Annotated in this window: 9 protein-coding genes and 1 tRNA gene; 6 read left to right on the forward strand and 4 right to left on the reverse strand. The window is 31.1% G+C overall.

Translation table 11 applies throughout. The annotated features are described in order from the left end of the window. Window positions 1-21: 21 nt before the first annotated feature. Together guaA and ETU10_RS08185 are read right to left on the reverse strand one after the other, a co-directional pair. Window positions 22-1,554, reverse strand: a complete 1,533-nt coding sequence (gene guaA / locus ETU10_RS08180; RefSeq protein WP_146311341.1) for a glutamine-hydrolyzing GMP synthase — start codon at window positions 1,552-1,554, stop codon at window positions 22-24. Window positions 1,555-1,602: 48 nt separating this feature from the next. Then, on the reverse strand, window positions 1,603-2,781 hold the full coding sequence (locus tag ETU10_RS08185; protein WP_146311343.1) for a sigma-54-dependent transcriptional regulator: 1,179 nt from the start codon (window positions 2,779-2,781) through the stop codon (window positions 1,603-1,605). Window positions 2,782-2,951: 170 nt separating this feature from the next. On the opposite strand from ETU10_RS08185, the gene ETU10_RS08190 reads away from it, so the two are divergent. The 6 genes from ETU10_RS08190 to ETU10_RS08215 all read left to right on the forward strand — a co-directional run bounded on the left by ETU10_RS08190 (window position 2,952) and on the right by ETU10_RS08215 (window position 11,892). Beyond that, entirely contained in the window at window positions 2,952-4,178 is a 1,227-nt protein-coding gene (locus ETU10_RS08190) for an isocitrate dehydrogenase (NADP(+)) (RefSeq protein ID WP_146311345.1), read from the forward strand. Window positions 4,179-4,306: 128 nt separating this feature from the next. Next, the gene (gene folD / locus ETU10_RS08195; RefSeq protein WP_146311347.1) at window positions 4,307-5,197 is read left to right on the forward strand and encodes a bifunctional methylenetetrahydrofolate dehydrogenase/methenyltetrahydrofolate cyclohydrolase FolD; all 891 of its coding nucleotides are present in this window, start codon (window positions 4,307-4,309) and stop codon (window positions 5,195-5,197) included. 148 nt (window positions 5,198-5,345) lie between these two features. Continuing rightward, the gene (locus ETU10_RS08200) at window positions 5,346-7,850 is read left to right on the forward strand and encodes an ATP-dependent Clp protease ATP-binding subunit (protein ID WP_146311349.1); all 2,505 of its coding nucleotides are present in this window, start codon (window positions 5,346-5,348) and stop codon (window positions 7,848-7,850) included. A 212-nt stretch (window positions 7,851-8,062) separates the two neighbouring features. After that, window positions 8,063-8,479, forward strand: coding sequence for a hypothetical protein (locus ETU10_RS08205; RefSeq protein WP_146311351.1), 417 nt, complete (start codon window positions 8,063-8,065; stop codon window positions 8,477-8,479). 181 nt (window positions 8,480-8,660) lie between these two features. Then, complete coding sequence (locus ETU10_RS08210) at window positions 8,661-10,274, forward strand: BspA family leucine-rich repeat surface protein (RefSeq protein ID WP_146311353.1); 1,614 nt, start codon at window positions 8,661-8,663, stop codon at window positions 10,272-10,274. Window positions 10,275-10,446: 172 nt separating this feature from the next. Beyond that, window positions 10,447-11,892, forward strand: coding sequence for a BspA family leucine-rich repeat surface protein (locus ETU10_RS08215; RefSeq protein WP_146311356.1), 1,446 nt, complete (start codon window positions 10,447-10,449; stop codon window positions 11,890-11,892). Window positions 11,893-12,358: 466 nt separating this feature from the next. Here the strand turns inward: ETU10_RS08215 and ETU10_RS08220 are convergent, their stop codons facing one another. Both ETU10_RS08220 and ETU10_RS08225 read right to left on the reverse strand, forming a co-directional pair. Continuing rightward, window positions 12,359-13,756, reverse strand: coding sequence for an ArnT family glycosyltransferase (locus ETU10_RS08220; protein ID WP_146311358.1), 1,398 nt, complete (start codon window positions 13,754-13,756; stop codon window positions 12,359-12,361). Between the two features lie 334 nt (window positions 13,757-14,090). Further along, a tRNA-Arg gene (locus ETU10_RS08225) sits at window positions 14,091-14,164 on the reverse strand. Window positions 14,165-14,185: the final 21 nt, after the last annotated feature.

The following is a 14,185-nucleotide window of genomic DNA, read 5'->3' on the forward strand; positions in this document are numbered from 1 at the left end:
ATTTTTATATCGTTGAATAATTTATTCCCATTCAATTGTAGCAGGAGGTTTAGAAGAAATATCATATGCTACTCTATTAATACCTTTCACCTCATTAATGATACGGTTGGATACTAATTCTAAAAATTCATAGGAAAATTTAGACCATGTGGCTGTCATAAAATCTATCGTATTAGCAGAACGTATAACTGCCGTATATTCATATGTGCGCTCATCGCCCATTACTCCAACAGATTTTACGGGTAATAAGACAACAAAAGCTTGACTTACTTTGTCGTATAAATTATTTTTATATAATTCCTCAATAAAAATACTATCTGCTTCTTGTAAGATACTCACTTTTTCCTCATCAACCGCACCTAAAACCCTTATACCTAAACCAGGACCGGGGAATGGATGTCTGTAGACTAATTCTTCTGGAATTCCCAATTCAACCCCAATTTTTCTAACTTCATCTTTAAAAAGCTCACGTAAAGGTTCTAATAGCTGAAGATTCATTTCTTTAGGAAGTCCACCCACATTGTGATGAGATTTTATTACTGCAGATGGTCCTTTGACTGATTGAGATTCAATAACATCTGGGTAAATAGTTCCTTGCGCTAAAAAGTCAACATTCTCAATTTTTCTAGCTTCTTCGTCAAAAACATAGACAAATTCGTTACCTATTATCTTTCTTTTTCTTTCAGGATCTTCAATATCCTTAAGTTTAAAAAAGAATCTTTCCTGTGCGTTCACACGTTTAATATTCATATTAAAATGCTCGCCGTAAATCTCCATTACTTTATCTCCTTCATCTTTACGAAGTAAACCCGTATCTACGAATATACAAGTCAACTGATTACCAATGGCTTTATTTATTAAAACGGCTGCAACGGAAGAATCAACACCACCAGAAAGTCCTAAAATAACCTTCTTATTTCCTACAACTTTTTGTATTCTTTTAATTTCTGTCTGGATAAAATCGGTTAACTCCCAATTTTTTTCACAATTACAAATTTCAAAAACGAAATTTTTAATTAAAGAAGAACCGTGTTCAGTGTGGGAAACCTCTGGATGAAATTGTACGGCATAGATTTTTTTCTCATCGTTTGCTATACATGCAATTGAATTCGTAGATTTTCCTATTAATTCAAATCCATCCGGCAAAGTTGAAACTTCATCGAAATGACTCATCCAAACGGTGCTGTTTTTAGGAACATCTTTAACAATTGCGTTATCTTTTATAATATTAAATTCAGATTTTCCATACTCTCCTTTTTTACCTTCAGTAACTTCTCCTCCTAATAATTTAGATGTTAATTGCATACCGTAACAAATACCTAAAATAGGAATTCCTAATTCGTAGATTTTTCTTTCTATAAGATGTGCATCTTCAGCATTAACAGAAGAAGGACCACCGGATAGGATAATTCCTTTAGGTTCATGGATTAAGATCTCTTCAATGGGAGTATAGTATGGGAGTATTTCTGAGTACACACCAAATTCACGGATTCGACGTCCAATCAATTGGTTATACTGAGAGCCGAAATCTAAAATAATAATACCGTTTTTCATTTATCTAAATATGTAATGCTTTAAATATAGTTTTTAAGTGTTTAATGTTTAACAAAAGCTATTTATATTTTCTTTGGTAATAGGATCATTACCTAAGATTATTAATCTTTCAACCACATTTCTTAATTCTCTTATGTTACCAGTCCATTCAAAACTTTGTAATAATTGAATTGCTTCTTGAGTAAATTCCTTAATTTTTGAACCATGTTCTTCCGCAATTAGTTTAGAGAAATGAGAAATAAGTAGAGGAATGTCCTCTTTTCTTTCTTTAAGAGCAGGCACTTTTAATTCAATAACAGAAATTCTATGGTATAAATCTTCTCTAAATCTACCCTCTTTAATCTCTTCTTTTAAATTTTTATTTGTTGCTGCCAACACTCGAACATTAACCGAAGTTTCTTTATCGCTACCTACACGACTAACTTTACCTTCCTGCAAAGCACGTAATACTTTGGCTTGAGCAGATAAACTCATATCTCCAATTTCATCAAGAAATAAAGTTCCCTGATCTGCTAGCTCAAACTTTCCAGGTTTGTCTTTTATTGCACCCGTAAATGAACCCTTCATATGTCCAAATAATTCGCTCTCTATAAGCTCGGATGGAATTGCTGCACAATTCACCTCAATCATAGGTTTATTGGATCTTTCACTTTTCTCATGTATAGAATGTGCAACCAATTCTTTTCCAGTGCCATTAGGACCAGAAATAAATACTCTAACATCGGTAGGAGCAACTTTATCAATGATATTTTTTATCTCTTCTAAACTCTTAGAATCTCCAATCATCTCATATTTCTTACTGATTTTTTTCTTTAAGATTTTATTTTGATTGGAAAGTTTTTGGTTCTCATGAATTAAAAGCTTCTTGTCTAGGGCATTTCTTACCGCGCTTAATAATCTTCCTAAATCAGGAGGTTTAGAAATGTAATCGAAAGCACCTTTTTTTATACAATTAACAGCAATATCAATAGTACCATGCCCAGATATCATAATAAAAGGAAGGTTTGGTTTGTCAGCCATCACTAGATTAAGCAATTCCTCCCCGTCCATTTTAGGCATTTTTATATCACAAATTACAAGATCGTAATCATTTTTATCTATAAATTCTTTGGCTTTAACTCCATCATCCGCTTCATCAATTTCAAATTTTTTATTTTCATCAATAAGAATGTTTTTTAAAACTCTTCGAATTGATTCTTCATCTTCAACAATTAAAATTTTAGCCATAGGTTAAATAGTTTTAACGATGAACAAATATATAAAAACTTTAAGGATTGCATTTATTAAAAAACTCTATTTAAAATTGTAAAAAAATTTTATTTGAGTAATGTAAATAGTATGTTTTTATTACAAATTTTATTATATTTGAATAAGATCAAAAAGAAATCATTAAAATCATGAGAAAAATAAAAGTAATCAACCCTGTTGTAGAAATGGATGGGGATGAAATGACAAGAATTATTTGGAAATTTATCAAAGACAAATTAATATTACCATATTTAGATATTGATATAAAATATTATGATCTGGGTATTGAGAATAGAGACAAAACCAACGATCAAGTTACAGTTGATTCGGCAGAAGCAACAAAAAAGTACAATGTAGCTATCAAGTGTGCAACCATTACACCGGATGAAGCTCGTGTGAAAGAGTTTAATCTAAAAAAAATGTGGAAATCTCCCAATGGTACTATTAGAAATATTGTAGGAGGTACAGTATTTAGAGAGCCTATTATAATGAAAAATGTTCCACGTTATGTACAAGGTTGGACACAACCCATTGTTATAGGAAGACATGCTTTTGGAGATCAATATAAGGCAACTGATATTATTACCAAAGGTGCTGGAAAATTAACGATGACTTTTACTCCCAATGATGGTTCAGAATCTAAATCTTGGGAAGTATATGATTTTAAAGGGGATGGTGTTGCATTATCCATGTATAACACGGATGAATCTATAAAAGGATTTGCACATTCTTCGTTTCAAATGGCATTAACCAAAAAATGGCCTTTATACTTATCTACGAAGAATACAATCTTAAAAGCTTATGATGGCAGATTCAAGGATATTTTTCAAGAAATTTATGAAAATACTTATAAAACAGAGTTTGAAAAAATAGGTATTACGTATGAACATCGTTTAATCGACGATATGGTGGCTTCTGCCATGAAATGGAACGGTGGATTTGTATGGGCTTGTAAAAATTATGATGGGGATGTACAATCAGATACCGTAGCTCAGGGGTTTGGTTCTCTAGGGTTGATGACCTCTGTTCTAGTTACACCGGATGGAAAAACTGTGGAATCAGAGGCTGCTCATGGTACAGTTACTCGTCATTTTAGATTACATCAAGAAGGTAAAGAAACTTCAACAAATCCAATTGCATCCATATTTGCTTGGACTAGAGGATTAATGCATAGAGGTAAATTAGATAATACCCCAGAGTTAGTCTCCTTTGCAGAAGCTTTAGAAAAAGTTTGTATAGAAACCGTGGAGAGTGGTAAAATGACCAAAGATTTAGCTTTATTAGTTAAAGGGAAGAATATGACTAAAGAGGATTATCTAAATACAGAAGATTTTTTAGATGCTATAGATAAGGGACTAAAGCAGAAATTAAATTGATCATTTAATTTTATAAGTTATTTAAAGAACTGTCAATTTATTGACAGTTTTTTTTATTTAAATCTTAGCTAAACTAAAATTACAGACAATTAGAATTGTTATATTTGTGTACTAAACAAATTAAATCAATGGCTAATATTTTAGACGGACTTAAATTATCAAAGCAAATAAAAGTTGAAATAAAACAAGAGGTTGAAGGATATAAAGATAATGGACTAAGACCTCCACATCTAGCAGCAGTATTAGTAGGCAATAATGGTGCTAGCATGACATATGTGGATAATAAAATTAAAGATTGTGAAGCTGTTGGATTTAAATCAACTTTAGTTAAATTATCAGATCAAACATCAGAAAAGGAGCTTCTTAATGAAATCGATAAATTGAATAAGGATGATTCTTTAGATGGATTTATTGTTCAATTACCCCTTCCAAAACATATAAATGAAGAAAAAATAATCATGGCTATAAATCCGGATAAAGATGTGGATGGTTTTCATCCTGAAAATTTCGGAAAAATGGCTTTAGATATGGAAACTTTTCTTCCTGCTACCCCTTTTGGAATTATGGTAATGTTAGAAAGATACAAAATTTCAACTGTGGGTAAAGATGTTGTAGTAATTGGCAGAAGCCATATCGTAGGAAGACCTATGAGTATCTTAATGAGTAGAAAAGGAAATCCTGGAGATGCTACAGTAACTTTGTTACACTCCAAATCTGAAAATTTAGAGGAATATACTAAAAAAGCGGATATAGTAATTACAGCTTTAGGCTCTCCACACTTTTTAAAAGCTGAGATGATTAAAGATGGCGCTGTAATTATTGATGTAGGAATTACTCGTATAGAAGATTCTTCTAAAGATCGAGGTTTTTATCTTGCCGGAGACGTAGATTTTGAAAGTGTATCACAAAAAGCTTCTTGGATCACTCCTGTACCAGGAGGAGTAGGACCAATGACACGTGCCATGCTATTAAAAAATACTATGCTTTCATATAAACGTAAAAATATAGTAAATAATTAGCACGTACGACATTATGTCATTTAAAGGATGTTTAGTCATAAATAAGCTCTCTAAATATGGCTAAATTAGGCTGGCATGATAAATGAAATTAAAGTTTTATATGGATTTTAGATTTTATTATATCCATTAAAATTTATAAAAATTGTACATGAACGAAAATTTTTCACAACAAGTTAAAGATGTAATAAGCTTCAGCAATGAAGAAGTATTGCGTTTGGGTAGTGATCATTTAGGAACAGAACATCTTATTTTAGGAATGTTAAGGGAAGGCAATAGTAAAGCTTTAACAGTTCTTAGAAGTTTAAATATAGATTTAAGAGAATTAAGACATCAAATTGAAGGATTAAATGTAGTAAATCCAAATTCTAAAGTAGATAGAAATCAAATACCCTTTACTAAAGCAGCAGAAAGAGTTTTGAAGACTAGTTTTTTAGAAGCAAAACTTTTTAAAAGTCAAGAAATTGAAACCATTCATTTATTGATATGCATTTTGCGTATGGAATCAGATCCGGTAACACATATTTTTTCTAAATATGATGTTGATGTTAAAACAATTAGAGATGAATATAAACTTCAATTTCAAGACGATTTTCCTGCTCAAGTAGTAAATGAATTTTCTGAAGATGAAAAGGAAGGAGAGGATAGAAGTTATGAAGCACCTAAATCGGCCCCTAATACATCAAAAAGTAGGACACCAGTTTTAGATAATTTTGGTAGAGATTTAACACTTGCTGCCGAAGAAGGAAGGTTAGATCCTGTAATTGGAAGAGAGAAAGAGATTGAAAGAGTTTCTCAAATTCTAAGTAGAAGAAAGAAAAATAATCCATTGTTAATCGGTGAACCTGGAGTAGGTAAATCAGCAATAGCAGAAGGATTGGCTTTGAGAATTGTTCAGAAAAAAGTTTCAAGAGTACTTTATAAAAAAAGAGTTGTTACGCTAGATGTAGCTAGTTTAGTAGCAGGTACTAAATACAGAGGACAATTTGAAGAGAGAATGAAAGCTATAATGAATGAATTGGAAAAAAATTCAGATATTATTCTTTTCATTGACGAGATACATACCATTGTTGGAGCAGGAGGAGCTACCGGTTCATTGGATGCTTCAAATATGTTTAAGCCCGCTTTGGCTAGAGGAGAAATTCAATGCATAGGTGCTACTACTTTAGATGAATATAGACAATATATTGAGAAAGACGGTGCTTTAGAAAGACGTTTTCAAAAAGTAATTGTTGAACAAACTTCACCAGAAGAAACAGAGGAAATTCTTAAACAAATTAAGAATAAATACGAAGAACACCATAACGTAGTTTATACCGATGAAGCTATAAAAGCCTGTGTTGCTTTAACTGTGCGATATATTACAGATAGATATCTTCCAGATAAAGCTATTGATGCGCTTGATGAAGCGGGTTCTAGAGTACATATTAAAAATATAAAAGTTCCTCAGGAAATTTTAAATTATGAAAAAGAGCTCGAAGATGCCAGAGAAAATAAAACCACAGCTATTAAACAGCAAAGGTATGAAGAGGCTGCAAGGTTAAGAGATTTAGAAAAAGAAACAGAGGCTAAATTGGCTCAGGCACAAAGAAATTGGGAAAATGCATCTAAAGAAAAAAGAGAAATTGTAACCGAAGATAATGTTGCGGAAGTGGTTTCAATGATGAGCGGAATTCCTGTACAACGCGTAGCAGAAGGAGAGCTAAAAAAACTGGCTCAAATGAAAGATTTAATGAAAGGCAAGATTATAGGGCAAGACGAGGCAGTAGATAAAGTGGTTAAGGCTATACAGAGAAATAGAGCTGGTTTAAAAGATCCTAACCGTCCCATAGGTACATTTATTTTTTTAGGTTCAACAGGTGTTGGTAAAACTCAATTGGCTAAAGTAATGGCTAAGGAATTGTTTGATTCTCCAGATGCTTTAATTAGAATTGATATGAGTGAGTATATGGAAAAATTTGCGGTTTCCAGATTAGTAGGTGCTCCTCCGGGATATATAGGATATGAAGAAGGTGGACAGCTTACTGAAGCTGTTAGGAGAAAACCATACGCCGTTATTTTACTTGATGAAATTGAAAAGGCACATCCAGATGTTTTTAATATTCTTCTGCAAATCTTAGATGATGGTCATGTAACAGATAGTTTAGGAAGAAAAATAGATTTTAGAAATACGATCGTTATTCTTACTTCTAATATAGGTACTCGTGAACTAAAAGAGTTCGGTGATGGGGTAGGTTTTGGTACTTCAGCCAAAAAATCTAATTCAGAAGTTAGGGCTAAATCAACTTTAGAAAATGCACTAAAAAGAACTTTTGCTCCTGAATTTTTAAATAGAATTGATGATGTTGTTATATTTAATAATTTAGATAAGGAAGATATATCTAAAATAATTGATATTGAACTTGGAAAAGTCTATGAAAGAATTGAAAAATTAGGATATAAAATTGAATTGACCCAAGAGGCAAAAGAATTTATCATTGAAAAAGGTTGGGATAAAAATTTTGGAGCTAGACCTTTGAAAAGAGCAATCCAAAAATATATTGAGGACGTCATTGCGGAAGAAATTATTAATACTTCAATCCACGAAGGAGATTTTATTCAGATAGACCTGAACGAGGATAAAAATGGAACTAAAGTGTGTATACTATCTAAATAACAATAAAATAGTTTTAATATAAATTGAAAGAAAATTGAGCCAATCTTGGTTCAATTTTTTTTATTTTGTGAATCAATAAGTCATTTCGTTATATCTTAAATTTTGTATAATTGATAAATTAAACTCTTTCAAATTAAAGGATATCTATTTGAAAAAGTATTATTTATGTTAATTAGGTATAAAAAATTTATATATTTGAAAAAAAATTTAACATGAAAAACATTTTTTTATTATCGATTGTTCTATTAATCACTGGAATAACTATCTCTTGTTCTTCAGATGATGATATTCCTAAAGGTCTGTCAGCCAATCAATTTCCTCAGTACCAAGCAACTTTAATTGCATCTAAAAATGAGCCTATTAATACCAATGGAGAATTAAAATACGATGTTTATTATACATGTATGGTGGTAAATACAACAGATCAGCCGGTGGATGCTTTTCTAGTAGTAGACTTTTACATAAATAATAACCAATTTTCTTATAGCAATAAAGTTTATCATTTCCCAGCTAAGGATACTTTACTGATTGAAGGTGTAGCTGAAGATGTTCCGGCTATGTATGCAGAATCAGGAATTAATCGAATTAGATTAGACCCCAAAGCTTTGGCTGAAAATCCATTTAAGTAGATATTTGAATTATTAAAATGAAAAAGAGTTTCTAGGAACTCTTTTTTTTGATTTATTCAATAAATAATATTTATACATTTAATTGTTCAAACATAAAGCAAAAATAAATAATATAAAATATCACTTTTTTATATTAATATTTTTTTATGTTTTATATTTACAAAATATAAAACATAAAAAAATGAAAAAACTTTTCTTTATATTTAGTTGCTTGCTATTATTATTTAGTAGCTGTAGCGATGACCTAGCCGAAGGCATTACCACAGGCGAAGTTCAACCCACCTCCCATCAAATACGCTGGTATGGAACCCAAACCCCAATCGGAGTACAAAGCTTAGGAGTCTCCGACGGCTCCAAAAGATGGAATCTAGATGCAGGCATATACATCAAATTTATCAACACTCCCACAGATCCCACGATTATACAAAAAATAAAAGACATAGCCAGCGAATGGGAACAATACGCAGGAATCCAATTCCACTATGTAAAATCCGGACAAAAAGCAGACGTACGAATCGCCTTTGACTGGAAAGGAAATGACTGGTTAACCTGGTCTTATACTGGGAACGACGCAAAAAAAATAAGTGATCCCAATCAACCCACCGCCGTATTCGGAGGCTTACAATACCAAGATGAACAACAATTCAAAGGAGACGTACTACGAGTATTTGGACAAATCCTAGGATTAGACTACGAACAACGACACCAACAATGGACAGAGAACGGATATTGGAGAAACCCCGAAAAACTACAAACCTATTGGGAAGACTTCTTTGAAGGCTATACTATGGACTGGGCAGAAATAAGACAATATGTTTTCAATCCCCTAACCTCAGAAAACACCTTACAACTCTTAGAAACCAAAGAACTGGATGAAGCTTCTGTAATGGCATGGCCTTACTATGTACGCTCCCAAACCCTAAAGCTACTAGCCAATTACGAACTATCTGAAGGTGATAAAACCTTTATAGCTAAATTATATCCTAAAAACGGATCAGAAAGCGGATCAGAAAATCAATTACCTACCATACAAGAAGCTTGGATTGATACCGGGTATTTTGAGTGGAGAACACTTTCAAATACTGGTCTAGAGTGGAAAGAGGGTACAGTGGCACTTCGAATAACAGAATTGGGTAAACAACAAGAGTATCTACCGGATGTATCGGATGGAGAACAGTTAAATTCTGCTAAACATATGTTTTTGAATTCTAAATTAAAAAAAGCGCCAAAATTTAATACCAAAAACATTAAGAACTTTATGGGTATGTTTTCTAATTGTAGTTCTTTAATTTCTATACCTTTGTATGATACTTCTTCAGGACTTAATTTTGAAGATATATTTTACAATTGTATCTCCTTAACTAGTATACCTTTATTAGATACTTCTTCAGGAACAAATTTTGGAGCAATGTTTGCAGGTTGTAATTCATTAACAATTATTCCTGCCTTAGATACTTCTAATGGTACTATCTTCGGAGGTATGTTTTTCAATTGTAACACATTAAAAACTATACCCCATCTTGATACTTCTAAATGTATTAGTTTTGATGCTATGTTCTATGGATGTACTTCTTTAATAACTATACCTTTGCTGGATACTTCTAAAGGAACTCGATTTAATTATATGTTTGAAGGAGCAACTTCCTTAACTTTTATACCTAAATTAAATACTTCTAAAGGAATTACTTTTACTTCAATGTTTGCAGGTTGTAAATCTTTAAAAACCAAACCGGAATTAAATATATCTGCTACAGCAAATGTACAAGACATGTATGAAGGTACCCCTTTCGCCTAAAAAATAAATAATAGATGTCTAACCAAAAGCAAGTAGTTTAAACTACTTGCTTTTTTAATAATTACCTTTCTTTCTGGAGTATAAATAGTAAAATAAAAAACATAAATAATAATATTATTTATACTTAATTAATATATAAGTAAATATATTTACAAAATATAAAACATAAAAAATGAAAAAAATTTTATTAATCTTTAGTTGTTTATTTTTGCTATTAAGTAGCTGTAGTGATGACCTAACCGATGGCATTACCAAAAATGAAGTTCAACCCACTTTGCATCAAATACGCTGGTATGGAACCCAAACCCCAATCGGAGTACAAAGCTTAGGAGTCTCCGACGGCTCCAAAAGATGGAATCAAGACGCAGGCATATACATTAAATTTATCAACACTCCCACAGATCCCACCATAATAAAAAAAATAAAAGACATAGCCAGCGAATGGGAACAATACGCAGGAATCCAATTCCACTATGTAGAATCCGGACAAAAAGCAGACGTACGAATCGCCTTTGACTGGAAAGGAAATGACTGGTTAACCTGGTCTTATACTGGGAACGACGCAAAAAAAATAAGTGATCCCAATCAACCCACCGCCGTATTCGGAGGCTTACAATACCAAGATGAACAACAATTCAAAGGAGACGTACTACGAGTATTTGGACAAATCCTAGGATTAGACTACGAACAACGACACCAACAATGGACAGAGAACGGATATTGGAGAAACCCCGAAAAACTACAAACCTATTGGGAAGACTTCTTTGAAGGCTATACTATGGACTGGGCAGAAATAAGACAATATGTCTTTGATCCCCTAACCTCAGAAAATACCCTACAACTCTTAGAAACCAAAGAACTTGATGAAGCCTCTGTAATGGCATGGCCCTACTATGTACGTTCCCAAACCCTAAAACTACTAGCTAATTACGAACTATCCGAAGGAGATAAAGCCTTTATAGCTAAATTATATCCTAAAAACGAATCAGAAAGCGGATCAGAAAATCAATTACCTACCATACAAGAAGCTTGGATTGATACCGGGTATTTTGGATGGTATAATAAAGAGAAAACAGCTGTTAGAATAACTCCTAAAGGAGCGCAGATGCATTATTTACCTGATGTATCGGATGGAGAAAGGCTTACAAGTGCTAAGGATATGTTTTTTGAAGCTTTTGAATTAAAGAAAGTTCCTAAATTTAGTACAAAAAATATTACAAATTTTAACAATATGTTTGGAAGATGTTTTTCTTTAGAAACAATTCCTTTAATAGATACTTCTAAAGGTACTGATTTCGGTTATATGTTTGCGGTATGTAATTCTTTAACTACCATTCCTAAATTAGATACTTCTAAGGGAGAAAACTTTGGAGGTATGTTTTATATGTGTTATTTTTTAACAAGTGTACCAGATTTTAACACCTCTAAGGGTACTAATTTTGCAGGAATGTTTAGTAGTTGTACTGCTTTAACAAGTATTCCTAAATTAAATACTTCTAGTGGATTAATTTTTTCTAATATGTTTAGTGGCTGTTCTTCTTTAGTTACCAAACCGCAATTAGATTTAAGTATTGCTATAGATATAACTGATATGTTTTCAGGTACTCCTTTCGGTTAAAAATAAATTAAATATTTACCACCAAAAGCAAGAAGATTAAACTTCTTGCTTTTTTATTGGTTGTATTTCTTAAATACTCTCCTTAATAATCCTATAAAAAAGTGAGGGGGAGGTAAACATTTTTATTAGAAATAAATATAAGTATTACTTTCTGTTTTACTTTTAAGAAATATAATTATACATACGATGCTCTCCCTTTTTATTAGGCTGTGTTCTTAGAACAAATCTGGTATTCATTAGAACAAAGATTTTATTTGTTCTAAAGTTTGTTTTAAAAGAGGATAATTGAATTAGTTTTTCCATTTTAGCTGTATTTATATAAACAAATGTTTTATAAATGTATAGTCTGTTTTTTAAGTGTTATTTATTCTTGATTTATAAGCAATTGTGAACGTGCAGGGATATAGTTTTGATTTAGTTATTTGTTTATTACGTATAATTGTAACAAATATGTATCAAAAACTAATTATTTTATTCTCTTATATAAGGTATATATATTTAATTCCTTTTCTTTTACATAAAGGTTTTTTAAATTATCTGGTAAACTATTTTCTTTAACAGTTAAGTAGTATATATGTTTATCATCTGAGCAGTCAAGGTTTAAATACCCTAAACGATACATATACGCATTTAATAGATAGTTAGAACAATCTTCGAAAGATATAACAGTGTGTGGAGGGAGCTTGTCTGATATATAAAGTACATCTTCAATTAATTCTTTATCTCTAGAGTATTTGTCAAATCTGATAATACAAATGGATATAGTAATGAATACTAAAAAAAAGGAACCATATATTATTGCTTTTCTATATTTTAAATTTATTTTTTTTATATAATAATTTACCCATGGAGCTAATAAAAAACCAAAAGCTAGACTATAATAAATTAGAGAGGTGGTTAAGTAATATTTTCGTTGTTTATGGGTGATCATTAAAGGTAATGATGCAGATAATGCGATTAAAACAAAAAATAAGGCTTCTTTAAAAAAAGGGACTTCATTTTTAATTCTCTTATATCTATTTATAAAGATGAAAACTAATACTAAAATTGATGGTATACATAGCTGTATTAAGGCTTTCCACATTATAAAACCTCTGTATTTGGTACTTATTTCTCTTTCATCTTTAATAGCAGGTAATAAATGAACCTCAAAATATTTTATAATATTGATTTTTAGAGCAGGAAAAGTATAAAAAATAAGTAATAATATTGAAATACATGAAATGAAGGTTAGGATAAAATTGTAAAAACCCTCTTTTCTTCTATTGAAAATAAAACCAAAAATTATAGGCGTAACTAAAGGGAAAATTCCAACGGGACCCTTAACTAAAAAGCCGAAAATTATAAATATAGAAGATATAATTGTATATAGAAATCTTTGCTTTTGAAATGACTTTATTGAAAAATAGACAGAAAAAATACTTGATACAGTAATTATACTCTCTAACATATTATTGCTAAATGTCCATGAGACTAAAGGGATTGTTATCCATATTAAAGCAGGCATCCAGAAAGAAAATAATATGGAAGTTTTTTTAGTAAATATCTTCCAACATAATACTAATCCTATAAGACTTAAAACAGCCATTAGCATAGAAAAAATTTTTTCTACGTATATACTATTGCCTAATATTTTGTAAAAAACAGATTGTATCAAAAAGCCAAGCACAGGTTGTTCGTAAAATGGATATAAATCTGTGTATATAGGTTTTTGGGTAGTAGATATTCCTTCCGCAAAATTTCTTGACATAGTAGCATAGGTTACACCATCTAAAAACATACCTCTTTGAACAAGATAGGGCATGAGTAAACATAAAAACACAGAAAAGGTGAGATATATAAATGGTAAATTATAAATTTTCATATTTTAGTTTTTTTTTATTTGTAATTCATTAAAATTTAGCTACATCTTATGTATAAATCTCCTATACAATAAAGAATTCTAAGAATGTAAACGAATATTTTATTTTTCGATATTATGCTCTTTCTTTCGATATATTAAAATTCTTTCTGTGTTGTGGACTTTCACTAAATTTTATTTATTAACATGGAGTTTAATTTGTCAATAGTATTGTCTAATTTCACGACTTAAAGCTAAGATTTTCTCTATAACAATACTTTCCAATGTTTTATCTTTTATACTATCTTCCTAAATCTTTAAAAAAAAGACAACTCGCTAATATAGCGAGTTGTCCTTGTGACCGCGGAGGGATTCGAACCCCCAACCCTCAGAGCCGAAATCTGATATTCTATCCAGTTGAACTACGCAGCCTGAATTTTTTGCAATATTATA

It is taken from the genome of Apibacter muscae (genome assembly GCF_007845595.1).
Taxonomy (GTDB): domain Bacteria; phylum Bacteroidota; class Bacteroidia; order Flavobacteriales; family Weeksellaceae; genus Apibacter; species Apibacter muscae.

Excerpts from the sequence above, each read along its gene's own strand:
- ETU10_RS08200 (WP_146311349.1), top strand. The coding sequence starts at position 5,346 with ATGAACGAAAATTTTTCACAACAAGTTAAAGATGTAATAAGCTTCAGC.
- ETU10_RS08185 (WP_146311343.1), bottom strand. The coding sequence starts at position 2,781 with ATGGCTAAAATTTTAATTGTTGAAGATGAAGAATCAATTCGAAGAGTT.
- ETU10_RS08205 (WP_146311351.1), top strand. The coding sequence starts at position 8,063 with ATGAAAAACATTTTTTTATTATCGATTGTTCTATTAATCACTGGAATA.
- ETU10_RS08220 (WP_146311358.1), bottom strand. The coding sequence starts at position 13,756 with ATGAAAATTTATAATTTACCATTTATATATCTCACCTTTTCTGTGTTT.
- ETU10_RS08215 (WP_146311356.1), top strand. The coding sequence starts at position 10,447 with ATGAAAAAAATTTTATTAATCTTTAGTTGTTTATTTTTGCTATTAAGT.
- ETU10_RS08190 (WP_146311345.1), top strand. The coding sequence starts at position 2,952 with ATGAGAAAAATAAAAGTAATCAACCCTGTTGTAGAAATGGATGGGGAT.
- guaA (WP_146311341.1), bottom strand. The coding sequence starts at position 1,554 with ATGAAAAACGGTATTATTATTTTAGATTTCGGCTCTCAGTATAACCAA.
- folD (WP_146311347.1), top strand. The coding sequence starts at position 4,307 with ATGGCTAATATTTTAGACGGACTTAAATTATCAAAGCAAATAAAAGTT.
- ETU10_RS08210 (WP_146311353.1), top strand. The coding sequence starts at position 8,661 with ATGAAAAAACTTTTCTTTATATTTAGTTGCTTGCTATTATTATTTAGT.